Source organism: Tahibacter aquaticus (genome assembly GCF_004363655.1).
GTDB lineage: Bacteria > Pseudomonadota > Gammaproteobacteria > Xanthomonadales > Rhodanobacteraceae > Tahibacter > Tahibacter aquaticus.
On the sequence record NZ_SNZH01000001.1, the window covers coordinates 499,355 to 525,224 of the forward strand.

Annotated in this window: 23 protein-coding genes; all 23 read right to left on the reverse strand. The window is 64.9% G+C overall.

What is annotated here, in order from left to right; all coding sequences use genetic code 11:
- Positions 1-72 precede the first annotated feature (72 nt).
- The 23 genes from DFR29_RS02025 to plsY all read right to left on the reverse strand — a co-directional run bounded on the left by DFR29_RS02025 (position 73) and on the right by plsY (position 25,731).
- Entirely contained in the window at positions 73-1,005 is a 933-nt protein-coding gene (locus tag DFR29_RS02025) for a peptidylprolyl isomerase (protein ID WP_133816876.1), read from the reverse strand.
- Between the two features lie 157 nt (positions 1,006-1,162).
- Entirely contained in the window at positions 1,163-2,329 is a 1,167-nt protein-coding gene (locus tag DFR29_RS02030; protein ID WP_133816877.1) for a hypothetical protein, read from the reverse strand.
- Between the two features lie 329 nt (positions 2,330-2,658).
- Entirely contained in the window at positions 2,659-4,170 is a 1,512-nt protein-coding gene (locus DFR29_RS02035) for a hypothetical protein (protein WP_133816878.1), read from the reverse strand.
- Between the two features lie 164 nt (positions 4,171-4,334).
- Positions 4,335-4,745, reverse strand: coding sequence for a hypothetical protein (locus DFR29_RS02040; RefSeq protein ID WP_133816879.1), 411 nt, complete (start codon positions 4,743-4,745; stop codon positions 4,335-4,337).
- Between the two features lie 22 nt (positions 4,746-4,767).
- Positions 4,768-7,065, reverse strand: a complete 2,298-nt coding sequence (gene gspD / locus DFR29_RS02045; RefSeq protein WP_166653814.1) for a type II secretion system secretin GspD — start codon at positions 7,063-7,065, stop codon at positions 4,768-4,770.
- A 14-nt stretch (positions 7,066-7,079) separates the two neighbouring features.
- Positions 7,080-7,805 carry a hypothetical protein gene (locus tag DFR29_RS02050; RefSeq protein WP_133816881.1) on the reverse strand — a complete coding sequence of 242 codons (726 nt, stop codon included), beginning with the start codon at positions 7,803-7,805 and terminating at the stop codon, positions 7,080-7,082.
- Positions 7,802-8,416: a type II secretion system protein GspM gene (gene gspM / locus DFR29_RS02055; RefSeq protein ID WP_133816882.1), complete on the reverse strand. Its 615-nt coding sequence runs from the start codon at positions 8,414-8,416 to the stop codon at positions 7,802-7,804. The genes DFR29_RS02050 and gspM overlap by 4 nt, the downstream gene beginning before the upstream one ends.
- A complete protein-coding gene (locus tag DFR29_RS02060; RefSeq protein ID WP_133816883.1) occupies positions 8,394-9,701 on the reverse strand; it encodes a PilN domain-containing protein in 1,308 nt (435 codons plus the stop codon). Before DFR29_RS02060 ends, gspM begins: the two co-directional genes overlap by 23 nt.
- Positions 9,701-10,612: a type II secretion system minor pseudopilin gene (locus DFR29_RS02065; RefSeq protein ID WP_166653815.1), complete on the reverse strand. Its 912-nt coding sequence runs from the start codon at positions 10,610-10,612 to the stop codon at positions 9,701-9,703. The genes DFR29_RS02060 and DFR29_RS02065 overlap by 1 nt, the downstream gene beginning before the upstream one ends.
- Positions 10,609-11,322, reverse strand: a complete 714-nt coding sequence (locus DFR29_RS02070; protein ID WP_133816885.1) for a prepilin-type N-terminal cleavage/methylation domain-containing protein — start codon at positions 11,320-11,322, stop codon at positions 10,609-10,611. Before DFR29_RS02070 ends, DFR29_RS02065 begins: the two co-directional genes overlap by 4 nt.
- Positions 11,319-11,852 (reverse strand): type IV pilus modification PilV family protein, encoded by a 534-nt coding sequence (locus DFR29_RS02075; protein WP_166653816.1) that lies wholly within the window; start codon positions 11,850-11,852, stop codon positions 11,319-11,321. Before DFR29_RS02075 ends, DFR29_RS02070 begins: the two co-directional genes overlap by 4 nt.
- The gene (locus DFR29_RS02080; RefSeq protein WP_133816887.1) at positions 11,849-12,397 is read right to left on the reverse strand and encodes a GspH/FimT family pseudopilin; all 549 of its coding nucleotides are present in this window, start codon (positions 12,395-12,397) and stop codon (positions 11,849-11,851) included. The genes DFR29_RS02075 and DFR29_RS02080 overlap by 4 nt, the downstream gene beginning before the upstream one ends.
- A gap of 6 nt (positions 12,398-12,403) precedes the next feature.
- Positions 12,404-12,835 carry a type II secretion system major pseudopilin GspG gene (gspG, locus tag DFR29_RS02085; protein WP_133816888.1) on the reverse strand — a complete coding sequence of 144 codons (432 nt, stop codon included), beginning with the start codon at positions 12,833-12,835 and terminating at the stop codon, positions 12,404-12,406.
- A gap of 14 nt (positions 12,836-12,849) precedes the next feature.
- Positions 12,850-14,067 carry a type II secretion system F family protein gene (locus DFR29_RS02090; protein ID WP_133816889.1) on the reverse strand — a complete coding sequence of 406 codons (1,218 nt, stop codon included), beginning with the start codon at positions 14,065-14,067 and terminating at the stop codon, positions 12,850-12,852.
- A gap of 61 nt (positions 14,068-14,128) precedes the next feature.
- Positions 14,129-15,868 (reverse strand): type II secretion system ATPase GspE, encoded by a 1,740-nt coding sequence (gene gspE, locus DFR29_RS02095; RefSeq protein ID WP_133816890.1) that lies wholly within the window; start codon positions 15,866-15,868, stop codon positions 14,129-14,131.
- Positions 15,869-15,878: 10 nt separating this feature from the next.
- Positions 15,879-16,532, reverse strand: coding sequence for an exosortase H-associated membrane protein (locus DFR29_RS02100; RefSeq protein ID WP_133816891.1), 654 nt, complete (start codon positions 16,530-16,532; stop codon positions 15,879-15,881).
- Positions 16,529-20,407 (reverse strand): phosphoribosylformylglycinamidine synthase, encoded by a 3,879-nt coding sequence (gene purL / locus DFR29_RS02105; RefSeq protein ID WP_133816892.1) that lies wholly within the window; start codon positions 20,405-20,407, stop codon positions 16,529-16,531. The genes DFR29_RS02100 and purL overlap by 4 nt, the downstream gene beginning before the upstream one ends.
- A 151-nt stretch (positions 20,408-20,558) precedes the next feature.
- Positions 20,559-21,281, reverse strand: coding sequence for a DsbC family protein (locus tag DFR29_RS02110; protein ID WP_243745930.1), 723 nt, complete (start codon positions 21,279-21,281; stop codon positions 20,559-20,561).
- A 285-nt stretch (positions 21,282-21,566) separates the two neighbouring features.
- Positions 21,567-22,580, reverse strand: a complete 1,014-nt coding sequence (ahr, locus tag DFR29_RS02115) for an NADPH-dependent aldehyde reductase Ahr (protein WP_133816893.1) — start codon at positions 22,578-22,580, stop codon at positions 21,567-21,569.
- An 84-nt stretch (positions 22,581-22,664) separates the two neighbouring features.
- The gene (locus DFR29_RS02120; RefSeq protein ID WP_133816894.1) at positions 22,665-23,327 is read right to left on the reverse strand and encodes an SPOR domain-containing protein; all 663 of its coding nucleotides are present in this window, start codon (positions 23,325-23,327) and stop codon (positions 22,665-22,667) included.
- A gap of 18 nt (positions 23,328-23,345) precedes the next feature.
- On the reverse strand, positions 23,346-24,125 hold the full coding sequence (locus tag DFR29_RS02125) for a type III pantothenate kinase (RefSeq protein WP_133816895.1): 780 nt from the start codon (positions 24,123-24,125) through the stop codon (positions 23,346-23,348).
- Positions 24,122-25,090, reverse strand: a complete 969-nt coding sequence (locus tag DFR29_RS02130; RefSeq protein ID WP_133816896.1) for a biotin--[acetyl-CoA-carboxylase] ligase — start codon at positions 25,088-25,090, stop codon at positions 24,122-24,124. The genes DFR29_RS02125 and DFR29_RS02130 overlap by 4 nt, the downstream gene beginning before the upstream one ends.
- Positions 25,090-25,731 (reverse strand): glycerol-3-phosphate 1-O-acyltransferase PlsY, encoded by a 642-nt coding sequence (gene plsY, locus DFR29_RS02135; protein ID WP_133816897.1) that lies wholly within the window; start codon positions 25,729-25,731, stop codon positions 25,090-25,092. The genes DFR29_RS02130 and plsY overlap by 1 nt, the downstream gene beginning before the upstream one ends.
- Between the last annotated feature and the right edge of the window lie 139 nt (positions 25,732-25,870).

Here is a 25,870-nt window from a genome sequence, read left to right on the forward strand (position 1 = left end):
TGGCGACAGCGGGACGCCCTTGCGGCGCTGACGCAGACCTGCTCGATCATGGCTGTCGGCAAAGCCCGCTGCTTACTTCGCTTCGCCTGGCTTGACCGCTTGTTCCGGTGCCAGAGTCACTTTGCCGAAGCGTTCCGGCAACTTGGCCAGTTCTTCCGGATTGGGCTGCATGGCCTGGTTGCGCAGCGCATCGAGATGACCACGAACCTGTGCTTCGGTCCATTCGTTGGTCATGCGCGTGCGAATGGATTCGGCCACCTGCTCATAGGTCTTCTGTACTGCCGGCTTGTAGTTGACCAGTTGCAGGATGTGGAAGCCGAACTGGGTTTTGACGACGCCGGAGAGCTCGCCTGGCTTGGTCAGCTTCTCCGCGGCTTCGGCGAACGGACGCACGAACTGCTGCGAGGCGGCGTTTTCCATCAGGCCGTGGTTGTTCGATTTGCTTTCGTCATCCGACAGCGACGCAACCAAGGCGTCGAAAGAAGACGGATCCTTCTTGAGCTTTTCCAGGGTCTCGTTGGCCAGCGCCTGGGCTTCAGCCTCGGTGCGCGACTTGGTGCCGATCAGGATGTGCTTGACGTCGTGGATTTCGGGGTCGCGGTACTTGTCCTTGTTGACCAGGTAGTCTTCGCGCGATTGCTCGGTGAAATCCGGTGCCTTGAGGCCACGGCCCAAGGCTTCGACTCGTACGCGGGACAACGCGTTGTCGACCGCCAGTTGAATCTGGCGCTGCACGATCGGATCTTTTTCCAGCCCCAGCTCACGCGCTTCGGCCGCGAGCTGCTTGTCCAGCAGCATGTTGCGCAACATGGCTTCGATGCGATCGGGCTTGGCGATGAAAGCGGCCCGTTCTTTGGCCGGCACACGATGCACGTAGGCGTCGACGTCGTCGAGGGTGATTTTTGCCGTGCCCTGCGACACGACCACGGCACTGGTATCGGCAGCCTGGGTAGCGAAAGCGGCGGCGCACGCCAGCAGCGCAACAGCAAGAACAGACTTCTGCATCGGTAACCTCAAATGAAAACGGGTGCGCGATGCACACCCTCAGGATGGACGGGGCAACATGGACCGTCGTCGAGCATGGCAGGTTCCAGTGCCGCTGTAACGAAACGGCCTGCGCAATGCGCAGGCCGTCGATCTTGCCTGAAGTGGCTGACCTGGCTTATTCGGTATCGCCGCCGATCACAGTCGGCCAACCCGAACCGCCGCCTTTCTGGTTCTGCACCACGTTGCCGCAGCTGCCGGCAGCGCAGTAGGACGTTGTCGGCGCCGACAGGCCTGCGTGGACGATGTTGAGGTAGTAGGTTTCACCCGGCACCAGCTGGCACATCGACGCATTGCCGGGGTAATAGCCCCACATGAAATTGTTGTTGCTGGTGACGTTGGCATCGTTGAGGACGCAGCGATTGGTCAGCGGTGCCGTCGCCGTAGTGGCAAAGTCGCCGCAGGACTTGCTGATCGTCATCGACATGCGCGCCGGACTCGTCTGCGGCTGTGTTTCCTCGAAGCGGAACATGCCGTAGGTCTGGGCGGGGAGATTGCTCGGCACGGTGAACTTCAGCGAGACATAGCTGTTGCGCGGAATGAAAAGGCGCTGGTTGAGGTTCGAGGTGCCCGGGAAGAAACGCGTGGAACCGCTGGTGTTATGACCGAAGACTTCTTCGAACTTGGTGCCGTCGACGGTGCGGCCGGTGCTCGGGCCAGCATTGTATTCCACGTACAGCGACGTCGTGCGGGAAAGACCCGATGGCGCGACGCAGGTTTCGCCACCGCCAACCGAGTTTACGGTGACCGTACGCGTTGTTGTTGCCGGATTCGCAGCCCCCGCCTTGGTGCAGGTCAGGCCGAACTGGTAGCTACCCGCAATAGCCGGATAGGTAATGGGCGTCGTATGGGTCTGCGCACAGTCAGACGCGTTGGCGCAGGCTGTGCCCGTGCTCGGCCAGTTCGCAACGGTCGCGCCGGAGGGGAAGACATTGTTGTAGGCGCAGGAGTCGGCCGTGGCGGCCCAGGTGACCGTAGTCGACGTGCCTACGGAGGTCGGCGAAGGCAGATCGGTGGCATCGAGGCCATTCGTGATCACCGGATCGCTGACACCGCCGCCGCCGCCGCTGGGGCAGTCGGCAGTAGCGAAGCTACCGGTTGCCGTCAACGCACCGTTACCGTCCATGTTCACGCCCGTGGAATCTGCCGTGAAGACGCAGGTCTTGGGCGAACCACCGGAAGGTGTCCAGGTCAGACGCAGGCTTGCGTTCTGGGCATTGGCGGAACCGGAGACCGCCGCGATGGAAAACAGAAGCGCAGCAGCAGGCAGGCGCAATGCAGGCATTGACAAATTCCAAATTCAGAGGGGAGCGGGTTGAGTTTAGCGCCTGATTAACCCTCCTGTGCAAACACTTGGTTAAATCACGTTTCACAGGAGCGTGAATCCAAGGTAACAGCAGGGTCCGTGTCATCTTTATCTACGGGACCAGGGCGCGATCGCCGAACAGAGGGCCGGCAAGCGAGATACCTGGGCGTTCAGGAATGAAGCGAGCGCAACAGCAAGACAACGAGTCGGCACCATGCGTACAACTGGGCAGTGCCAGGAAACGGGCAAAAAAAAGAGGGGTCCGAAGACCCCTCTTTCTTACAACTAAATCACCTACCTGATGGAGATCAGGAGCAGGTGCCACCCGGGTTGGTGCAGAGGCGGCTTGCGCGGTGACGGAACAGACCGCTGTAGTTCGACAGAACGCCCGGAGCAACATTGGCGTTGATGTAGTTCACAGCCTGGAAGCCGGTAGCCGGCAGACCAGCGTAGACGTCGCCGTCGATCGACGGACGGCTGAGGTGCGGCTGAGCAGCCGGGTTCAGGCCGAGGCGCATCCAACCGGCAGCCGCGAACGGCTTGACGTTGGTGACCAGGGTCGAACCCAGAACGCCGGATTCCGACGGCGGGGTGTTGCCGGCAACGGTCAGGAAGCTGATGACGTTGACTTCCTTACACAGAGCCGAGTTCGGCTGACGCGGCGGCGGCGGCGAGAAGCCCGGCGAGACACCGCTCGGACGGCCTTCTTCACGATCGTACTGCGACACTTCGATCTGGGCGCAGGACAGGCCTTCACCGTTAGCGCGGTCATCTTCACCGAAGGTGAAGCGGAACGGCGGGATCGCACCCGGATCGCCGAGCGGAACGCCCAGGATCTGGTTGTCGACGTAGAAGCGCTTGGTCGGGAAGGTCACAACCCAATCGGTGTTGGAACCGACGGACGGATCAACGTTGTATTCATTGAACAGGTTGTTCGACATGAACACGGCGCTGACGGCGTCGATCGCGTTGTTCGGAGCCGAGGTCGAGTAGTCCGAACGGAACAGCTGGCCCGACGAACCGAAGACATACGCGGTAGCGATGCCCGGAGCGGTGTTGGCCTGCTGCAGCGACGGCGTCAGCGACGCGGTGTCGGAGAACAGAACGATGTTGGTGAAGCCGTCGATGGCATCAGCGTTGTAGGTGTAGAACGTACCCTGAGCAACGTTGACCACGCCGCCCGAGCCGAACAGACCGCCGGTCGGCGGCAGCAGCAGCGAGTTGGCGGGATCGATGTCGCGGACCACGGCGCAGTTACGCGGCGTGCCGTTGACGTGGGTCACGGCGCTGGTCAGCGCGCCCGACAGGTCGGCCATCGAGATCAGCTCGATGTGGCCTTCGCGCGTACGGGCGAAGTCGATCGGGCCGGTATCTTCGTTGTCGTCGATGTAGGCGAAGTTGCGGAAGGTCTGGTACGGACGGCCCGTACCCAGCGAACCGTCCCACTCGTTCGGCAGCGGAGCGGTACAGCTCTTGTCGGTCGAGGTGACAGCAGCGCCTTCGCTGCCGGCGACGCCGGCGTCGGACAGAGCGAAGATGCTCGCGGTCCAGACGTCGAATTCGGACAGGAACAGGTTGAAGTCGAGGACTTCGCGAGAGTTGTGACCCTCGAGGAAGCGAACCTTGACCGCCTTGGCGATGTTGGTCGTGTTGACGACCGAGATGATGGTCTGCTGGTTCTTGTTGACCGTGTAGTACGGATAGACGAGGACCTGGCCGGTACCATCCGGATTCAGCTCAACGGCGTTCGCGGTGCTGGCGATGCCGGCAATAGCGGCAAGGCCGGCGACGACGGAAGTCGTCAGATTATTTCTTTTCATCACAACACTCCTAATGAACCACAGGGCTTTTGCTCACAACCGACCATGCTCCGCAACAGCGGTTTTGGCCCGCCTTTTTTGGGCATGGTAGGGCAACAGCGCGCCAATGCTAGAACAAAGGTCATGGCAACGCAATCCCACAAAATCCGGTCCGAAAGGCCGGTTCACTGCGCCGGAAGGTGATACCACTGCCCCTTGATACGGAGCCATTTTTCCTTCTGGACATCAGAACTTGCGACCGCCTGCGGGATACCCGCAGCGATCCGTAATTCGAAGTCTACGATGATACGGACGTTGCAGGTATCTTCGTCCGGACAGTCTTTGTCCATCAGCTCGGCTTTCTTCCATTTGACCGGCCGGCTGGACATGGCCGCCGCATAGAGTTCCTTGGGATGGGTGCTGCGGTAGCCCGGCGTCAGGTACTCGTATGCGTCAGCGGCCTTGTGCGCGATCAGAAGCTCCCAGCGCTTGACCGCACGCGCGTCGACCGTGTCGTCCTTCTTCACACCACCGGCGCCACAGCCGGCCAGCAGGCCAAAGCCGGCGGCCAGCAGCAAATACTTGAAAGATCTCATGTTCTTCACTCCGAATTGATATTTACGGCTTCGGCTTCTTTTTCTTTTCCGGGTCGCCGAAGACGCTTTCCAAGGTGTCTGCACCCTGGCCCTTGAGCGGCGGCAGGGATTCGAACCGGCGCTGATATTCCTTGGTGATGTCGCCGGCGTCGCTCTGGTTGCCGATGACACGTGGCGTGATCAGGACGATCAGCTCGGTGCGATCCCGCTGCCGCTTGGTCGAACCGAACAGGTTGCCGAGGATCGGAATCCTGCTCAGGCCCGGGACGCCGTTCTTGCTGTTGATTTCGCTTTCGTTGATCAGGCCGCCCAGCAGGATGGTCTGACCGCTCTGCACCGCGATTTCGGTCTCGATTTCGCGCTTGTTGACCGAGTAGTTGCCGGTCGGGTCCTGGGTGCCGGGGTTGCTGACTTCCTGCTGGACTTCCATATAGACCAGGCCGCCCGGATTGACGCGCGGTGTAACCGTCAGGATCACGCCGACGTCGCGGAACTGCACCGAACCATAGCTCGTGCCGGTGTTGACGCCGTTGGTGCCGGTGTTGAATCCGCCGCTGAGGTAGTTCTGCACCACCGGCAGCTGCTGGCCGACATTGATGCGCGCTTCCTTGTTGTTGAGCACGACCAGCGACGGTGCCGACAAGGTCTTGGTGGTGCCGTCGGACTGCAGTGCGTTGATCGCCACTTCGATTTCGCTGTTGATGAACGAGTAGAAGAAGTTCTGCCCGTCCGCGCCGGGCTTGGTCTGCGAACCGAACAGGCCGCGCTGCTGGTTGCCCGGCTGCGAATTGGTGAAGCGGTTGGAAGTGCCGCCGTCGTTGCCGTTGGTGGTGCCGATCAGCCCTTCCAGATACCACTTCAGGCCGTACTCGAGCTTGCCTGCAAGAATGACTTCGAGAATCTTGGTCTCGATCTGAACCTGCAGCGGTTCGACGTCCAGGCGCCGGATGGCGCTCTGGATGATGCCCCACTGGCTTTGCGTACCCATCACCAGGATCTGGTTGTTCTCTTCCACCGCGGTGATGCGCACTTCGGATTCGTCGTCGCCAATGGTGAATGCCTGGGCGCCGCCGGTACCGGCCGTGTTCGCCGCCGCCTGCTTTTCGCGTGCGGCCTCTGCACGGCGGCTGCTGTCGTTGTTGCCGCGCACCTCCACCGACTGCAGGCCCGGTGCCACGCCGCCGCGCGAACTGGTACGGCGCGACGAGGAGCCGCCGCTGCCTCGCTGGCCGGTGAACACCTCGTTCAGGCGGTCGGCCAAATCTATCGATTTGACATTCTTTACGTCGTACACATAGAGCTGAGTACCGTTTTCACTGCCGCCTTGGTCGAGCCGGCGCAGCCATTCCTCGGCCTGGGCCAGATAATCAGGGTTGGGCGTGATGACGATGACCGAATTGGTGCGCTCGATCGGCACGAAGCGGAACATGCCGGCCATCGGCGATTCGCCGGTGGCGCCGAACAGCTTGTCCAGCTCGGGCATGATCTTGGCCACTTCGACATTGACCACGGCATATACGCCGATGGACATGCCCTTGAGCCAGTCCACGTCGAAGGTGTCGATGGTGCGCTGGTAGTTGACCAGTTCGGTCGCGGTACCGGCCAGCACCAGCATGCTGCGTGCAGTATCGACACTGATGAAGGCGTCAGGCTTGGCGTACGGCTTGAGCAGCTTCTCCATTTCCTTGGGCGAGACGAAGCGCAGCGGGAACACGCGCACCTCGTAGCCCTTGGCTGCGCTCGGCGGCGCGATACGCGGCACCAGCTTGCCCGGCAGGGCGTCTTTGGTCGGCAGCACGGTATAGCGGCCTTCGTTGAACACCAGCGAGTTGTTGGTCCAGGACAGCAGCATCTCCAGAATGGACATGGCCTGTTCGGACTTGATCGGCTTGGACGTGGAGAAACTCACGTTGCCCTGTACGCCCGGCGCGATCACGTAGTTGAGCTGCAGCAGGTCGCCGAGGATGGCCTTGGCCACCGCCTGGATCGGCTGGTTCTCGAAGTTGAAGGTGAGCTGGCCTTCCCCGTCCGGCGGCGTGACGACCGGCGCCCTGGCCGCGGCCTCATTGAGGAATACGGCAGACCCCTTGTCGATCTCGGGCTTGGGAGTGTTGGCCGACGCGTCCTTCTTGCCGCCGCTGAGCGAGATCGGGCCTTCGTCGCGGGCGCCACTGGTCAGCACCTTCTCGGCCTGGGTCATGCTGGGGGCCGACTGGGTCGACACGATCTCTTCCGGATCGGGTCGGGTATTGCTAGTGGCGCAACCGCCCAGCGCGACCAGCAGCGCTACCAGGCAAAGGGGAAAGAGACGTAGACGCACTGGTGGCACTCCGTTCATTTTTTCTGTTCCTGCTGCTCGCGCAGCTTTTCCGCCTGCTCGCGCATTTCGCGGCGGCGCTCTTCGATGCGTTTTTGCAGTTCCGCTGCCCGATCAGGCGGCGGCTGCCCCGGCACTGCATTCGGCGGCTGTACTGCCGGATTGGCGCCAGGCGGCGGCGGTTGATTCGGCGGCGGGCTCGCGGGCGGGGGCGCACGCGGACTGGGCGGTACTGTGAGTCCGGGCGCTACTTCAAGTTCAACCTCGGAGCTTTCGTCCTGGGGATTCCTGAATACGACGCTGCGCGGGCGGATTTCACTCAGGGTCCAGACCTGCTGGTCGCCCGGCAACGGCATGCCGACGCGCAGCGATACCGCTTCGTTCTTGGCGTTGTCGCGCACCAGGGCCAGGCGCACGTTCGGGGTCAGCACGATGCCGGTCAGGGTGATGTTGAGCGGCACCGGTGGTGCTATTTCCGGCGGCTTGTCCGGCTCGATCGGCGTCGGCTTGCGGTCGTCGTTGAAGATCGGCCGCTGGCGCACTTCGGCAAAATCGGATTCCGGCGGCATCACGACCGCGTCGGTATCGATGCGGCCGACGCCGGTGACCGGCGGCGCCTCGGTTTCGGCCAGCCAGCTGTAGCCGCGGCCGGCACCCATCCAGGCCATCACGCCGACCAGGGCCATCACGCCGCAGATACCGGCCAAGCCCAGGGTGATCACTTGCGCGCTGCGTGCGTTCATGCCTTCTCCGCCCCGCGCTTGCGCATATAGCCCGAGAGATTGAAGCGGATGTCCAGCGCACTCTGCTGCGGCGCTTTCTGGCCCGGCGCGACATAGCCGTAGTTCTGCTTGTAGATCATCAGCTGGTCGACGAACAGGTAGGGTTTACCCGACTCCAGCTGGTACAGGATCAGCGACAAGGGTTCCAGGTCGCAGCGCATGCGCACCTGGATGGTGACTTTCTCGTACAGCTCGGGCTTGCCGCCGGTGAGCTGCTGGTGGGTCAGTACCTGGCAGCGATTGCTGTCGCCGCCATGGTCGGTCACCGCCTGCTTCATGCGCTGGATCAGGTCGGCTGCAGCCGCGGCGGCCTCGGTCTGGCCGAGGAAGGCCTGGTTGCTTTGCTCGAAGCTGCGCACGTCGACCAGGCGCTTCTCGATTTCCGGGCGTTGCTTGCTGGTTTCCAGGAAGCGCTGCTGCTGCTCGCGCAGATCGCTCATCTGCGAAGCGATCTCCAGGTGCGGCGCAACGAACCACCAGTGCACGCCCAGCAGATAGACCAGCAGCAGGACGATCAGGGCCAATACCACCGCCAGCAGGCGGCCGTTGTTACTTTCGGGCAGCAGGCGCATGCGAGCCTCCTTCCTTGCTGACAGGCGTTGCTGCAGCCGGCTTTTCCGCCGCGCCTGGCTTGTCGCCCGTGGTCGCTTTTTCGCCTGCGGCCGGCTTGCTCTCGCCCGTTGCAGGCTTGTTCTCGCCGTTCGCCGGTGCTGCCTTGGCGACGCTGAGATCGCGCGGCTTGAGCTGGGCGACCAGGTTGAAACGGTCCTTTTTCACACGCGGGTCGGGCTGTACCACGCCCTGGAACGCAGCATCGCCCAGTACCTTGGATTTCTGCAGTTCGGCGATCAGTCCCTCGGACTTGTCGCTGAGGCCCTGCAGCTCGACGCGGCCGTCCTCGGTCACGTTGAGTCGTTCCAGGTAAGTACTGTCGGGCAGGCGCTCAGTCAGATCCTTGAGCAGCTCTACCGCGGTCATGACCGACCGCTTCTTCTGGGTGAGGAAGTTGGCTGAATCGATGGTTTCTTCCAGCGTCTTGCGCAAGACCGCAACCTGCTTGGCCTCGTTTTGCGCGGCCTCGACTTCGGTCGTCATGTTCGCCAGTGCCTGGCCGCGGTTGGTGACCGTACGCGCCATGACGCCCAGGGCCAGTACCACCGCCAGCAGGGCCAGGCCCAGGTTGATCCACAGGCGCTGGTTGCTGCGCCGCGAGCGGCGCTCGGCCGGCAGCAGGTTCACGCCCAGGCGTACGCCGTGGCTCGCATCGGCCCAGCAATCCACGCCATCGAGCGGAATGCCCAGTTGGGCCGCGGGGGCGACTTCTTGGTCGAACGCCGCGCGCGGCATCACCACCAGCTCGACCTGCAACTGGCGGCCACTGGCATCACGGCCGCGGACTATGCAGTCGTAATACACCTGGTCGGCCTTGAACGGCGTCTGCCGGTCCATTTCGAAAGCCAGCACCTGGCGCAGGTTGTCCTCGGCCGCGGCTGGCAGGCTGAGCGTACGGCGCAGCATGCGCGTGCTGGGTACGCAGAAGAACTGGCGCAGCTGCGGCTCTTCGACCCGGGCGCGCTGGCGCTGGTAGTCGCTGCGCTGTACATCCACTTCCTGGGACAGGTCGATCTGGCCGAATTCGGTCGCGCCGCGCGGACTTTCGCGCCGCAGCACCAGCTGGCCGTCGGCCACATGCAGCAGCAGGGACTCGCGCCCTTCGTCCAGCGCGGCACGCCAGGACGCCGGCAGGAAAGACAGCAGTTCGCCGCCCCACCACGCGAAGAAACGCGGCAGCGGAGTTTTGGCATAGCGCGCCCGCAAGCGGACGAGCTGAGGTTCAAGCACGTCTAGAATGGCCATTACTGATCTTCGCCGTCGCGCCAGCGCAGGACCACGAACGGTCTGCCGCCTACGCCCTGACCGCCCAGCCGTATGGTGGCGTCCAGGCGGGTGCTGGAGCCGTTCGGAAGTGTGGCGCGGGACTCGATACTATACGTGAGCCCCCCACCCTCCGCCACGACGGGGGTGCCGTCGGGCATCAGCAGGCCCGAAGGCGGGCTTCCCGGCGGCAAGGCCTGGCGCTGGGCAAGGATCATCTGGGCTTGTTCCTCGGTCATGCCCGGCATTGCCCGCAGCACTTCGAGCGGGGCATAGCCTGGGCTGGGTTGGGTGCGGCCGGAGTACAGCGTGATGGCCTTCTCGATGCTGTGGTAGACGTCGTAGTCCATGCCCAGCACCTGCTGCACTTCCGACACGGTTTCGAACGGCGCGTTCCGTGGTGCGTACTTGAGGCCCTCCGATTTGTATTCCGACTCTTCGGCACCATGCGGACCGGTGAGGTCGTCGGGGTCGCGCCAGTCGATGATCGCGTCGGCCAGCTCTTCGGCGCGCTGTTCTTCGATGCCGCTGGACTGGAACAGGGCCTTCAGCAGCAGGGCATCGGCGACATTGATGTCGATCTTGCCGCTGTCGTCGATCATGCGAAGTTCGATCTTGGCGTCGTCGAAATCGAATTCGTAGGGCCGGCCGTCGGCCACCCAGCGGGTCAGCGGGTCCGGGTTGCGCATCTCGTAGATGGCGCGGTGGATGCCCGCTTCGGCGGCATAGCGCGCGGCGGTGGCATCGAACAGATGGCGCGCCTGCAGGTTCTCGGTGCGCGCAATGACCGCAAAGCTGCCGAGCAGGATGCTCATCAGCGCAATCACCCACAGCACCAGGATGAAGGCGACGCCGCGCTGCCGGGCCGGACCGTGCCTGACTGCGCGACTCACTCGGACGACTCCTGCGGACGCGGCTGCGAGCCCGAGCCCGGCGTCGGCATACGCTGCTGGAACAGGCGCACGCCGCCGCTGGTGTCGAGCACCAGCGGAATATCCATGGTCGGGAAGACAAGGCCGGACTGCTCGGTCATTTCCAGTTCGATACGCACCATCACCGGCAGCATGGACGGGTTTTCCCATTCGTCCTTCCAGTCTTCCAGCTCGTTCTGGTCGTCGTACTTGCGAAACTCGAATTTGCCGCGGCGGATGCCGTCGAGCAGCATCACCGCCTCGCTGTCCTGCGGCTTGAGCTTGTCCAGGTCGTAGCCGTTGAGCATGTTGTGGGTGAACAGCAGTTGCAGGCCGTTGCGGCCCCGCGCCAGCTCCAGCGTCTGCACGTACGGCCCGCCGCGGCTCAGATGTCCCGGCATCGGCGCAACGAAGCGGATGAAGTCGTTCTCGCCCTGAAACACGAAATTGGCGCCGCTGCCGTGTTCCTGGCCGAAGGCCAGTGGCAGGCTGCGGCCGAGTTCGCGACGGATGAATTCCTGTGCCACGCGCATGCGGTTGGTGCGCTCGATATTCTGCTCGCCCGCGTGCATGGCACGCGTGGCGGCGGTGATTCCGCCCATCGCGCCGGCCAGCAGCAGCGCCAGCAAGGTGATCGCCAGCATCACCTCAAGCAGGCTGAAACCGGCGCTGCGGCGCGCAATGGCTTTCATCGCTTGTTGTCCTGGTTGCCGTTGACGTCGCCGTTGCCGCCGGCTGCCGAACCGGCAGCGCCATTGCCGGCCTCGGCGTTCTTGGAGCGCAGCGAGACGAAGTGCGCGCTCTTGGAACCGCGGCGGTCGCCGCCCCACAGCACTTCCAGGTCAACCCGGTACAGTTCAATACTCTGGAAACTTTCCACACCACCACTATGCGGCGCGCCCGATGCCACCGGCAGCGGCGGCGGTTCGTATTTGCTGATGTCGAGTTCCCAGCGATACTGGTTGTCGAAACGGCCGCTTTCGTGGCCTGCCTCGAGCTTCTCGCCGATACCGACCACGTCCAGGCGCGACTGGGCCCACAACGCGGCCTGGGTGTATTCCGCCGCCAGCCGCGTATTGCGGATCGACGCCGACAGAATGCCCATGAGCACGCCGAAAGCCAGCGCGAAGACGACGAATGCCGCGACCAGTTCGATCAGGCTGAAGCCGCGCTGGCGCGCGCCCAGCCGCGGCGGGCGGCGCGAAGAAAGAAGTCGGCTCATCGTTCGCTCAACTCTTCCAGGTCGACTTCGCCGGTGAGCCAGCCGACATTGACGCGCCATTCGCGCGCACCGGCGATGACTGAAATATGCCCGCCGGTGGAACTGCCGTCGGGATAGAAGCGGATGCGCCCTGCCCTGTCGTTGATCAGTTCGTTCTGCGCCGTCAGCAGCTTGACCTCGATCTTGTCCGGAAACTTGACCGGATCCTTGCCGGGCACGGTATAGCTCATCGCATCCAGGTCCACGTCGAGCGTCTTTTGCTCGCCCTTGACGATGGCCTGGCCGCGGGTATAGCGCAGCGCCGCGACGAGATCGCGGCTGGCGGCCTTGATCTTGGCGCTGCCCAGGCTTTTGCTGAACGAGATCGACGCCACCGTCACGGCAATGGCGATCAGCACCACTACCGCAATCATTTCCAGCAGGCTGAAACCACGCTGGGATCGCGGCAAAGCCGGGCCGGAGTCAGTCGCCCGCACGGCGCGTGCGTCCAGGCGCCGGAAGCGCCCGGTTGTCGCGCAATGCTGGAAGCGAAGGCTCCGGCGCATGGCCCATTACTGCCAGTTGCCGAAATCGGCGTTGTATTCTTCGCCGCCCGCCTTGCCGTCCTTGCCCAGGAAGACAAGGTCGAAATCGCCGTGCTCGCCCGGCTTCTTGTATTCGAAAGCATTGCCGAACGGGCTCTTCAGGTCGGAATCCTTGGCATAACCCGACTTCCAGTTCGGCGCATTGGCCGGCTTCTTGATCAGGTCTTCCAGTCGTTCCGGCGGGCCGCCGTTGTCGAGCGAATACGCTTCGATGCTCATCGACAGCTTGGAAACCTGGGCCTTGCCCGCATTCCACTTGCCCTTGTCGACGTTCTTGCCGACCTGATTCACCACGATACCGGCGACGATGCCGATCAGCACGATGACCGCAAGCATTTCCAGCAGGCTGAAACCGCCCTGCCCGCGCACTCCGCGACTTTGCGAAAAATTATACTTCATTGCCTTCTCCCGAATTATTGAACCGAACCGGCCAGGTTCATGATAGGCAGGATGATCGCCATCATGATCATCGCCACCAGTACCGTCATCACGATCGTCACCACCGGGACCAGGGCTGCCAGCAGCCGGTCCAGTGTGTTTTTCACTTCCAGGTCGAAGGTGTCGGCAGTCTTGAGCAGCATGCCGTCGAGCTCGCCGGACTCTTCGCCCACAGCGACCATTTGCAGGGCCAGCTTGGGGAAGCGCTTGCTCTGGCTGAGGGCGAAGCCGAGGCCGTTGCCGCGCTTGACCTCCTCGGTCGCCGCGCTCACGGCTTCGGCCAGCGCCATGTTGCTCATGACATTGCGCGCGATGGTCATCGCACCCAACAAGGGAACGCCGTTCTTGACCAAAGTTCCCAGCGTACGGGTCAGGCGCGCGGTCTCCAGCTTCAGGATGACGTCGCCGGCGACCTTGATCGAGAGCAGACGCGAATCCAGCACCAGGCGCGTGTCCGGCTGCGAATACTGCTTGCGCAGCCAGGCGAAGCCCGCCACGCCGGCCACCAGGATCAGCCACCAGAAATTCTGCAGGATGGTGCCGATGCCGAACACGATGCGCGTGATCAGCGGCATTTCGACACCCATGTCGTTGAACATGGGCACGAACTGCGGCACGACGTAGATCAGCAGGATCATCAGCGACGCGAACACCATGCCGATCAGGAAGGCCGGATAGATCATCGCGTTGATGACATTGCCACGCAGCTCGCGCGTACGCTCCAGGTATTCGGCCAGGCGGCGCAGGGTTTCGTCGAGCGAACCGCCGGCTTCGCCGGCACGCACCATGTTCACGTACAGGCGCGAGAACACGCCATGCTCGGCCTCCAGCGCATCCGACAGCGGCGCACCGCCGCGCACCGTATCTCGCACGCGTTCGAGCATGCGCCGCGCCTTCTCGTCGCTGGGCAGGTCAAGCACGATCTGCAAGGCACGGTCCAGCGGCTGGCCCGCGCCGAGCATGGTTGCCAGCTGCTGGGTGAACTGCACCACCTGGGCCGCGCCAAAGGTATTGCGCCGGGTCAGCAGGCTGAGCAGGCTGCTGCCTTCTGCCGCGTCGGCCGCGCGCGCATCCAGCGGAATATTGCCCGCATCCTGCAGCTTGGCGATCACCTCGTCGGTGGACGCGGCCTCCATCTGGCCTTCGAGCGTCTCGCCGGCGGGGGTTACGGCTTTGTAGCGGAACAAGGGCATCGGCGGGTGTCAGCTGAATTCGGGAGAGAGAATCGGGAGACGGCCAGGCGCGGAACTGCCCCTAGCCTTCCTGCGTGACGCGCAGCACTTCCTCCAGCGTGGTGACGCCCTTGAGCGACTTGACCAGACCGTCCTCGTACATGGTGCGCATGCCTTCGCTGCGAGACTGCTGTTCCAGCTCGCCCATGCCAGCGTGCTGCATGACCAATCGGCGCAAGGGGTCGGACATGACCATGAATTCCATGATCGTGGTGCGGCCGTAGTAACCACTGGGATAGTTGGGGCTGGGCATGGGCTTGTACAGCTGCAGCGGCCCCGGCCCGCCCAGCTTGTCGAGGTTGAACTCGCGCACCACCTCGGGCAGCGGCGTATAGGCTTCGGCATGCGGCTTGTCCAGGCGCCGCACCAGACGTTGGGCCAGGATGCCGTTGACGGTGGAGGTGAGCAGGTAGTCTTCCACGCCCATGTCGAGCAGGCGCGTGATGCCGCCGGCGGCGTTGTTGGTATGCAGCGTGGACAGCACCAGATGGCCGGTCAGCGCCGATTGGATCGCGATGCGGCAGGTTTCCAGGTCGCGCATTTCCCCGATCATGATGATGTCCGGGTCCTGGCGCACGATGGAGCGCAGTGCGTGGCTGAAATCCAGGCCGATCTGCGGCTTGGCCTGGATCTGGTTGATGCCTTCGATCTGGTATTCGACCGGGTCTTCGACCGTGATGATCTTGACGTCCGGCTGGTTGAGCTTGGACAGGGCGGTATACAACGTGGTGGTCTTGCCCGAGCCGGTGGGGCCGGTGACCAGCATGATGCCGTGCGGCAGTTCCAGCACCTTCATGAACTGGGGCAGGAACTCGTCGGTAAAGCCCAGGGTGTGGAAATCGAACACCACGCTTTCGCGGTCGAGGATACGCATGACCACCGACTCGCCCCAGGACGTGGGCACGGTGGAAACGCGCAAGTCCAGCTCCTTGCCCTGCACGCGCAGCATGATGCGGCCGTCCTGCGGCAGGCGGCGCTCGGCGATATTGAGCTTGGACATGATCTTGACGCGGGAGATCACCGCCGCGGTCGATGCAGCCGGTGGCGATTCCACTTCGTGCAGTACGCCGTCGATGCGATAGCGCACCTTGAGGCGGCTTTCGAACGGTTCGATATGGATATCCGAGGCGCGCTGCTCGACCGCGCGCTGCACGATCAGGTTGACCAGGCGGATCACCGGCGCCTCGGAAGCGAGATCGCGCAGGTGCTCGATGTCGTCTTCGCCGCGCGAGGCATCGTCGGACAGGGTTTCGACGATGGTGCCCATGGCCGAACGGCCCTGGCCGTAATAGCGTTCGATCAGATCGTCGATTTCCGAGCGCAGGCCGATCTGCAGGCCGACCTTCTTGCCGGTTGCCATCTCCACTGCCTGGGCGGCATAAGGCTCGACCGGGTCGGCGACCAGCAGGCCGACCTCGGTATCGGTTTCGCTGACCGGCACGACGTGATGCTGTTTGAGGAAACGGATCGACAAGGCCACGTTGGGCGGCGGCGATTCGGGAAAGTCCTTGGCCCCGAGCAGCGGCAGCTTGAGCAGCTCTGCCATGGATTCGGCCATGTCGCGTTCGGACACCAGGCCGAGCTTGGTCAGCAGGTTGACCAGGGAATCGCTGTCCGACTCCTCGTGCACGCGGCGGGCGCGGGCCAGGTCGGCTTCCTTGAGACGCCCCTTCTTGACCAGGAAAGCGCAAATGCGCTCATCGAGGTTCGCAATGACGGCTTCGAGGCCGGGCTCGACTTCCTGCAGTTCGACGGCAGACATGACTTCTTTCCTAGGAGGCGGCGCTTCGACCGGCTTTGCTGCTGCCGGGTTCCCCGAACTTGCGCCCGGTCAATGCCTCGATGAAGGGACGATTGAGGGCCAGCCACAGGGCAGCGGGCACTACGGTCGGCAGGATGAGATAGCCGAACTGGTAGCAAAGGGCAATCGCGTTGACGTTGAGTCCGGCAGCCAGCACTGCTGCAGCGGTCTCGGGGCCGGAATTGAGCGCCAGCACCTTGAGGCTGTCGGCCACCAGGCCGAACGCCTGCGCCAGCCAGATCGCGAGGCAGCCCAGGATCATCTGACCCCAGCGCCGCTCCTCTTCCTGCGGCGTGGCCAGGCACAGCCCGAAGAACAGCGGCAGGGAATAGCCGTAGATCAGCGGATGGATAGTCGGCTCCAGATAGCCGGTCGCCAGCACGCCGTCCGGCCCGGGCTGGCTGACCGCCACCTTGGTAAGAATGTCCATGGTCGGCATGCCGGCATTGTCGAAGCCCTGGCTGACACTGGCGACCAGGTCCGGCCAGAGCGTGCTCAACACCTGGCCGGCCAGCCATACCGGCAGCTTCACGGTCAGGCCGGAGACCCACCACCAGAGAAAAAAGCACGCCGGCAGCCAGGCCAGGGCCTGCAGCAGAAATCGCTTGAGCGGACTGAGCTTCATCCCACCCAGGCACGCGCATTGCGGAACATGCGCATCCAGGGCGAATCCTCGCCCCAGGACTCCGGCCGCCAGCTCATCTGCACGCTGCGGTGTACGCGTTCGGGGTGGGGCATCATGACGGTGACGCGCCCTTCCGCCGCGGTCAGCCCGGTCAGGCCGCCGACCGAACCATTCGAATTGAGCGGGAACGCCTCGGTTGCCTTGCCGCGGTTGTCGATGAAGCGCAGGCAGGGCTGGACGCGGTTGTAGTCCGCCCCCTGGGCGAATTCCGCATGGCCTTCGCCATGCGCGACCACCACCGGAATGCGCGAACCGGCCATGCCGCGCAGCAGGATCGACGGCGAATCCAGCACTTCCAGCGTGACGAAGCGCGCCTCGTACTGCTCCGAGGCATTGCGCCGGAAGCGCGGCCAGTAGTCGGCGCCGGGAATGATTTCCTTGAGATTGGCCAGCATCTGGCAACCATTGCACACGCCGAGGGCAAAACGCTCGGAATGCGCAAAGAACGCGGCGAACTGTTCGCGCAAGGCCGGGTTGAACAGGATCGAGGTGGCCCAGCCGCGGCCGGCACCGAGCACGTCGCCGTAGGAAAAGCCGCCGCAGGCGGCCAGGCCCTGGAACTGGTCCAGGCGGCGATGCCCGTTTTGCAGGTCGGACATGTGCACGTCGACGGCGTCGAAGCCGGCGCGGCTGAAGGCCGCCGCCATTTCGATCTGGCCGTTGACGCCCTGGTCGCGCAGCACGGCCACGCGCGGACGCAGGCCGCGGGCAATGAACGGCGCGGCGATGTCGTCGGTGGCATCGAACGTGAGCTTGGGGCTGATGCCCGGATCGTCACCGTCGCAGCGCCAGTCCATCTCGCTGTCGGCCAGGATCGGGTTGTCGCGCAGTCGCTGCATCGCATGGCTGGTCTGCGACCAGGTACGCATGAGGTCGGCCCAGTCCCAGCGGCCCAGCTGGTCGTCGCCCAGGCGCAGCGCGATCTGCAGCTTTTCCTTGGGCCGTCCGACCATGTGCGCAATGTCGCCGAGGCCGTACTGGCCCAGCAGTTGCTTGAACGCCGGCACGTCGTCGCGGCGCAGCTGCACCACGGCGCCGAGTTCTTCGCAGAACAAGGCACGCAAGGTGTTCTCGGCCCAGCCGTCCAGGCCTATGGCCAGGCCGCAATGACCGGCAAAGGCCATTTCCAGCAAAGTGACCAGCACGCCGCCGTCGGCACGATCGTGGTAGGCCAGCAGCAGGCCGGCCTGGTTGGCCGCCTGGATGCAATCGAAGAACGCCTTGAAGCGGACTGCATCGTCCAGATCGGGTGGCACGCCGCCGGAACGGTTGAACACCTGCATCAGGGCCGAACCGCCGAGGCGGTTGCGGCCGCCACCGAGATCGAGCAGCCACAGCTCGCTTTCGCCCTTGTCCAGGCGCAGCTGCGGGGTCAGCGCGCGGCGTACGTCGGTGACGCGGGCAAAGGCCGTCACGATCAGCGAAACCGGCGCGATGGTCTTCTGCTCGCGCTCGCCATCGTGCCAGACGGTCTGCATGGACAGCGAGTCCTTGCCGACCGGAATGGAAATGCCCAGGGCCGGGCACAGCTCCATGCCGACCGCGCGCACCGCATCGAACAAGGCGGCATCCTGGTGCGGGAAATTCGCCGCCGCCATCCAGTTGGCTGACAGGCGTACTTCGCCCAGCTCGGCGACCGGCGCCGCAGCCAGGTTGGTCAGCGCTTCGCCGACAGCCATGCGCGCCGCATCGGCGCTGGACAGCGCCGCCAGCGGCGTGCGCTCGCCCATCGCCATGGCCTCGCCGGCATAGCCGGTGAAATCGGCCAGGGTGACGGCACAGTCGGCGACCGGCACCTGCCAGGGACCGACCATCTGGTCGCGCGAACACAGGCCGCCGACGCTGCGGTCGCCAATGGTGATGAGGAACGATTTGGAGCCCACCGCCGGGAACTGCAGCACGCGCTGCAGGGCCTCGTTCAAACTGATGCCCAGGCAATCGGACACCAGGTCGACCCGCGGCGCCTTGCGCTTGGCCTCGCGGTGCATCTTCGGCGCCTTGCCGAACAGCACGTCCATGGGCAAGTCGATCGCCGCGCCGGAACCGACCGCGCTGGCCGCATCGACGCCGTATCCGACCATCAGATGCTGTTCCGCCGACGCCGTACCGACGACTGCATACGGACAGCGCTCGCGCTGGCAGATCGCCTCGAAGCGCGCCAGGTCGGTCTGCTGCACACCCAGCACGTAGCGTTCCTGCGATTCGTTGCACCACAGCTGCATCGGCGACAGCGACGGATCGGCGCAGGGCACGCGGGCCAGATCGATGCGGCCGCCGACCTGGGAATCGTGCAGCAACTCGGGAATCGCGTTGGACAAGCCACCGGCGCCGACGTCGTGCACGCTGACGATGGGATTGGTGTCGCCCAGCGCCCAGCAGTGATCGATCACTTCCTGGCAGCGGCGCTCCATCTCCGGGTTGTCGCGCTGCACCGAGGCGAAGTCGAGTTCTGCTGAGCTCGTGCCCGAAGCCAGCGACGAGGCCGCGCCGCCGCCCAGGCCGATCAGCATGGCCGGACCGCCCAGCACGATGACGGCGTCGCCGGGCTGCAGATTGCGCTTCTGCACATGTGCAGAACGCAAATTGGCCAGGCCGCCCGCGATCATGATCGGCTTGTCGTAGCCGCGGCGCAGGCCGGGAATGCCGGTTTCCTGCTCGAAGCTGCGGAAATAGCCGCCCAGGGCGGGACGGCCGAATTCGTTGTTGAACGAGGCTGCGCCGATAGGACCGTCGCGCATGATCTCGAACGCAGTGGCCATGCGCGGCGGCAGCGGACGTTCCGTTTCCCAGGGCCGGGCCAGGCCCGGAATACGCAGGTGCGACACGGAAAAGCCGGTCAGGCCAGCCTTGGGCTTGCCGCCACGGCCGGTAGCGCCTTCGTCGCGGATTTCGCCGCCGGAGCCGGTAGACGCCCCCGGGAACGGCGCAATCGCGGTGGGGTGGTTATGCGTCTCGACCTTGATCGCGTAGTCGATGCGCTCGGCATGCGCGCGATAGACGCCGTCGGCATCGGCAAAGAAGCGCTGGCCGTCGCTGCCCTGGATCACCGCCGCATTGTCGGAATACGCCGACAAGGTATGCGCCGGCGACTGCTGATGCGTGTTCTTGATCATCGCGAACAGCGAGCGCTCCTGCGCCTGGCCGTCCACGTTCCAGCTCGCATTGAACACCTTGTGGCGGCAATGCTCGGAATTGGCCTGGGCGAACATCATCAGCTCGGCATCGCTGGGGTCGCGGCCGAGTTCGGCATAGCGCGCCACCAGGTAGTCGATTTCGTCGGCTGCCAGGGCCAGGCCAAGACGCTGATTGGCCTGGCGCAGGGCTTCGGCCGGATCGTCGCCCAGGGCGACAATGCCCAGCGCGCCGGGCGCGCCGGCCAGAAACAGGCCTTGCGCCTGATCCAGATGCCAGATCACGTCCTGGGTCATCGGGTCGTGCAGGATCTGCAGCAACGGCTGCCAGCTCGGCGCACCGCTGGCAGGCTCGTTGACCAGATCGAAAGCCACCGCGCGTTCAACGCGCTCCACCGCGAAGCCGCAGCCACGCAAAATGTCGGTGGCCTTGCTCGACCAGGGCGAAATCGTGCCCAGACGCGGCACTATCCACAGCAATGCACTGCGCGCCGGCTCGGGGCTGGCTTCCAGCACCTGGGCCAGGCGCCGGTGGGTCGCTTCGTCCAGAGGCGCGGCGGCCTCCAGCAGATAGACATAGCGCGCTGCAGCAACGCGGGCGCCGGGCGCAACCTCCGCCAGGCGGCGGTTGAGGCGATCCAGGCGGAAGGCAGACAGGGCGTTTTGCCCGTCGAGCACGATCATGAAATGGCCGTTCCGGAGCGGGTTCTCAGAAGGGCGCGCATGATAACCGCTGGCGTCTTGCAACTGCTATCGCCCGGCGCAGCGGGCAGACACGCCGGCGGCGCCCGCACTGCTGCGGGCGCCGCCGGAAAAACCCAACAATTTCTTGAACTTACTTGGCCGAAGCGAGCGAATCGAGGCGCTGGCGCATGGCTTCCGGGGCCAAATAGCCGCCGATCTGCGTGCCGTCCGGCGCGATCACGGTCGGGGTGCCGTTGATGCCGACGCGGCGGCCGAGCTCGAATTCCTCGGCAATCGGGTTTTCGCAGGTGGCCGTCTTGGGGTCGGTACCCGACTTGGCTTCGGTGAACGCCTTGTTGCGATCGGTCGAGCACCAGACCGAGACGGCCTTGTCGAACGACGGCGTACCCGGGCCCGAACGCGGGAACCACAGGTATTCCACGGCGATGCCCTGCTCGTTGTACTGGGCAATATCGTGGTGCAGCTTGCGGCAGTAGCCGCAGTCGATATCGGTGAACACCGTGACGGTGTACTTCGGATCCTTGGGCGCGAACACGATGCGCTTGGACTTCGGCACCTTGTCCACCAGCTCCTTGCGGATGCCGCCGAGACGGGCTTCGGTCAGGTCTTTCTTGTTGCTCATGTCGAACAGGCTGCCCTGGAGCAGGTACTTGCCGTCGGCGCTGACGTAGACGACCTGGCCACCGGTGACCACTTCGTAGAAGCCCGGCAGGCTGGACTTGGTCACGGAATCGATCTTGGCCTGGGGCACCAGGGAGAGGATGGCTTCGCTGACGACCTTGGTCTCGTCGGCGGCGGTTGCGGTAAAGGCGGCTGCCGCGAGGGCGAGGGCCAGGGTGAGCTTCTTCAACATCGCGAACATCCTCGGGTGAAAGGCGGTGACCTGACCGTGACCACGGCACAGGGATAAAGTTCAGCGGCCGGACAGCTAGCAGCAAGACGGACAAGAGTGCCAAGCACCGCCCGCCGCCGCAAGCCGCAAAACGCGACCGGGATCGCAGCTCCCTCAGTCGTCCGGCCTACCCGGCCCTGACCTGAACCCGCCGTTCCCTGCAACGACGGATCGCGCCAGCGGCCATGGCCACTGACCGCGAAACCCGGCCCAAAGCTCCGCGGTAGCTGTACAAAACCGACAAAACTACCAATCCGCCTGCAGTACCACGCGGTAGCGCGCCTTGCCGGCACGCAGATGCTCCAGCGCCGCGTTCGCTTGTGACATAGGAAAAATTTCCACTTGCGGCGCAATCGCATGGCGTGCGCAGAATTCCAGCATGCGTGCCGTCGTGGCCGGACTGCCCAGGGGCGAACCACCTATCGATTTCTGTCCGCCGATCAGGCTGAAAGCCGCCAGCGGAATCGGCTCCAGCACGCCGCCGACGAAGTGCAGCCGGCCTTTCGGCGCCAGCGCAGCAACGAACAGTGGCCAGTCCAAGGCCACGTTCACCGTCACCAGCAGGAAATCGAACTGTCCGGCAAGCTGCTTCAGCGCGGCCCGGTCGCGGCTGGACACCACTTTATGCGCGCCCAGTTGCAAGGCTTCCTCGCGCTTGGACTCGCTTGAGGTAAACGCCGTGACCTCGCAACCCCAATGGCGCAGAAAGGCCAGCGCCATATGGCCGAGCCCGCCGATACCGATCACACCGACGCGATCGGTAGGCCGCACACCGGCTATCACCAGCGGGTTGAACACGGTAATGCCGCCGCAGAACAGCGGGCCGCTGCTGGCGCTGGCCAGCGCGTCCGGCAGCGGAATCGCCCAGGCCCAGTGCGCACGCACGCGTTCGGCAAAGCCGCCATGACGGCGCACGATGGTTTCCTCGCCGTTGCCGCACAGGTGCTGGTCGCCGTCGAGACAAGAGCCGCAATGCAGGCAACTGGCGGAGAACCAGCCCAGGCCGACGCGCTGGCCGAGCTGGCGCCCCTTGGCCTGCGCCCCCAGCGCGACGATGCGACCGACGATTTCATGTCCCGGCACGAACGGATAGCGGCTGCGGCCCCATTCGTTGTCCAGCATGGACAGGTCGGAATGACAGATGCCGCAATACTCCACGGCAATCTCGACCTGCTCCTCGCCCAGTGGTCCCGGGTCGTAGGCGTAGGCGTGCAGCGGAGCGTTGGCCGCGTCGGCGGCCCAGGCGCGAATCTGGCTCATGGCGATGTTCCCGGCGTGGATCTGGGGTACCGACTGCAACCGATCCCGCTGCGCGAATCAATCGGCCGCGCTACGGATGTGCGCTCAGAAGCAGGTTACCGGCTGTTCTTTCAGATCGATCAGGTCGGGCATCTGGGCACGCCAGTTGACCGGGCGCTGCGGATCTTCGGCGAAATCGACCCAGTACACCGGCAGGTCTTCGGTGCGCTGCAGCATCTGCGGCGACAGGCCCAGCGCGGCGATTTCGTTGCGCCGGCGCTCTGCATTCGCCTGTTCGCGGAACAGGCCCAGGGAAATGGTGTTCTGCTGGTCGCCGGCCGTGACCACGTAATAGTCGCGCACGCCACGACTGGACAGCTGGCGGGCCACGCCCAGGGCCTGCTCGCGCGTGCCCATGGCCGGGATGAACACCCAGTAGCCGCGGCTTTGCGTGGTATGCGCCTCGCGGGACTGGATGCGCCGCACGCGTGTGCCGAGCTTGTTCATGGCTGCACGCATGTCGGCCTGGGTAGCGAACGGGCCGATGCTGCGGCACTGGTCGTTGGCGTTGCTGATGCCCGGCTCTTCCGTCAGTTCCGCACTGGCGGCATCGCCCGGACGCTCGCGCTCGGCCAGCAGCTCCAGCCGGGCAATGCCGATGTCGGTTGCCGCTACCTCGCCCTGGGCCGGCTTGGGCGAGAAATACAGCCAGCTCGCGACCCCGACATTCATCGCCAGCAGCAGCATGAACAACACGCGCAGGAACATCCGCAGAGGCCAGCCGAGTCAGGAGTTGCCGGATTCTACCGATTCGCTCGACGGCGAAGCGATGCAGCCGTCGGCAAACCGGGCAAGGCCGCGCAATACCAGGTCGGCCTCGATGCGCGCCGGCCTGCCCAGCAGCGGTGCCAGTTCGCTAGCGGCGCCGCCGGCCAGCACCAGCGCCACCGGCGCGGCCAGCCGGGAACTCACCTGCAAATGGAACCTTTCCACTAATGCAGCCGCGGCCAGCCAGCAGCCCGAGCGCACCGCGTCTTCCGTATCGTCAGCCAGTTCGACAATGCGCGCCGATTCGGCCGCGGTCACCCGCGCCGTGGCACCGAGCAAGGCTTGCTGCATCAGCAGCGGGCTTGGCGCAATCAGGCCGCCCAGATGCACACCGTCGCCACCCAGTGCATCCAGCACCAGCGCCGTGCCGACGCTGGCCAGCACGGCCGGCCCTGGTACCAGCGCATGCAGGGCGATCAACGCGACAAAACGATCCACGCCCAGCTTTTCCGGCCGCGCATAGGCCACGCGCACGCCGCAGGCCTGTGCCTGGGTGGCGACGAACTGCGGTTCGATGCCGAAGCGCGCGCGGATCGCCTGCACCAGCTCCGCTTCCAGGCGCGGCCGGCCGACCGAAGAAACCAGTGCACGCGCTACCGCCGGCGCGTCGCGCCAGGCCAGCTCCAGCTCGGGCAACAAGGGCCGCGAATGATCGACCGGCGTGCCGGGACGCAGCCCCTGCGCATCGTGCAGGGCCCATTTCAGCCGCGTATTGCCCAGATCCACCAGCAGATTCATGCCTTGCGTACCGTCACTTCGGCGCTGTCGAAGGCGGCGATGGTATCGCCCTGGCGCAACAACAGCGCACCGCGCGCATCCACACCGGCACCTTCGCCGGCTTGGCTGCCGTGCGCGTCGCTGAGCGTGAGTGCGCAGCCGCGCAGCAGGTCGCGCTGCTCAAACGCCTCGCGCAGCGGTGCGAAACCGGACTGCGCAAACTGATCCAGCACTTCGGCCAGCTCGCGCAGCAATGCTGCAACCACCGCGTTGCGCGTCGGCAACGGCGTGCACAGGCCGGCCAGGTCTGCCGCCGGCTGGTCGATCGCCGCACGTACCGCCGCCGGTAGGTACAGGTTCACGCCGATGCCGATCACCGCATGGCAGGGGCCGAGGAATTCGCCGCCCAGCTCCACCAGGATGCCGGCCAGCTTGCCGGCCGGTGCGAGCACGTCGTTCGGCCATTTCAGGCCCAGGCCGGCAGCGCCACAGGATTCCAGCGCGCGCACCACCGCAACGCCGACCGCCAGGCTCAAGCCGGACAGGTTGCCCATGCCCTGGCCGAAGCGCTTCAGCACGGACAGGTATACATTGCACAAAGGCGGCGATTTCCAGGCGCGCCCGCGCCGGCCGCGGCCAGCCGTCTGCTGCTCGGCCAGGCAGACCGACAGATCGCCGCGCCCAGCCGCGCTGCGCATCAGCTCGCTGCTGGTCGAATCGATTTCCCAATGCACCTCGATACCGCCCAGCCGCGCAGCCAGCGCCGCAGGCAGCAATGCGCCGATACGCGCCGGGTCGAGCAATTCCAGCGGCAAGGCCAGGCGATAGCCGCGCCCGGCCTCGGCTGCGATCGGCAGGCCGGCATCGCGCAATTCGTCCAGGCGCTTCCACACCGCCGCCCGCGTGACGCCGAAGCGCCGCGCCAGTTCGCTGCCCGACCAGGCCTGCCCGTCGGCCAGCGCGCCGACCAGATCGCGCGCCTGCATCAGCGCTTCAGCCCCAGCGCACGGGGAATCACCCGTGCGCGCTCGAAGCGATGCTCGGTGCCGCGATACAGCCGCCACAGATTTCCGCTGTGCGTGAGCAGCAGCAGCGCAGCACAGGCCAGCGCATAGCTATGCAGATCCGCCGTGCCCGGTGCCAGCCACCAGAGCATCGGCACCAGGGAAAGGCCGGCGATCACGGTGGCAAGACCGACATAGCCCGTCCAGCCCAGTACCGCCAGCCAGATCAGCAGCAGCGGTGGCGTCGCCAGCGGACATAACACGAACAAGGTGCCAACCACCGTCGCTGCGCCCTTGCCGCCGCGAAACCCGTAGAACAGCGGCAGCACATGGCCAAGCACCGCGGCGAGACCGCAGACCAGGGCTTCGATATAGCGTCCCGGCGACGAGTCGGTGGTAGGAATCGCCAGCGCCAGCCATACCGCCAGCGCGCCTTTGCCGATATCGATCAGCACCACCAGCAGGGCGAAACGCCAGCCGCGCGTGCGCAGGGCATTGGTGCCGCCGGCGTTGCCGCTGCCCTGCTCGCGAATATCGAAACCGCCGCGACGCCCCAGCAGCAGGCTGCCGGAAAGGGAACCGAGCAGGTAGGCGGCTACGGCCTTGAGAATCAGTACCAGCATCGGACAGGTCTCCGGGAATCGTCGCGCGCCCCCGTGGCGGACAGCAAAAGGCGTGCGTCATCGCTTCGCCGGCGCTGCGGGATTCAGCGCAGCGCCGGCACCTACTTCACTTCTAACCTTGCGAACGCACCAAGGGCCT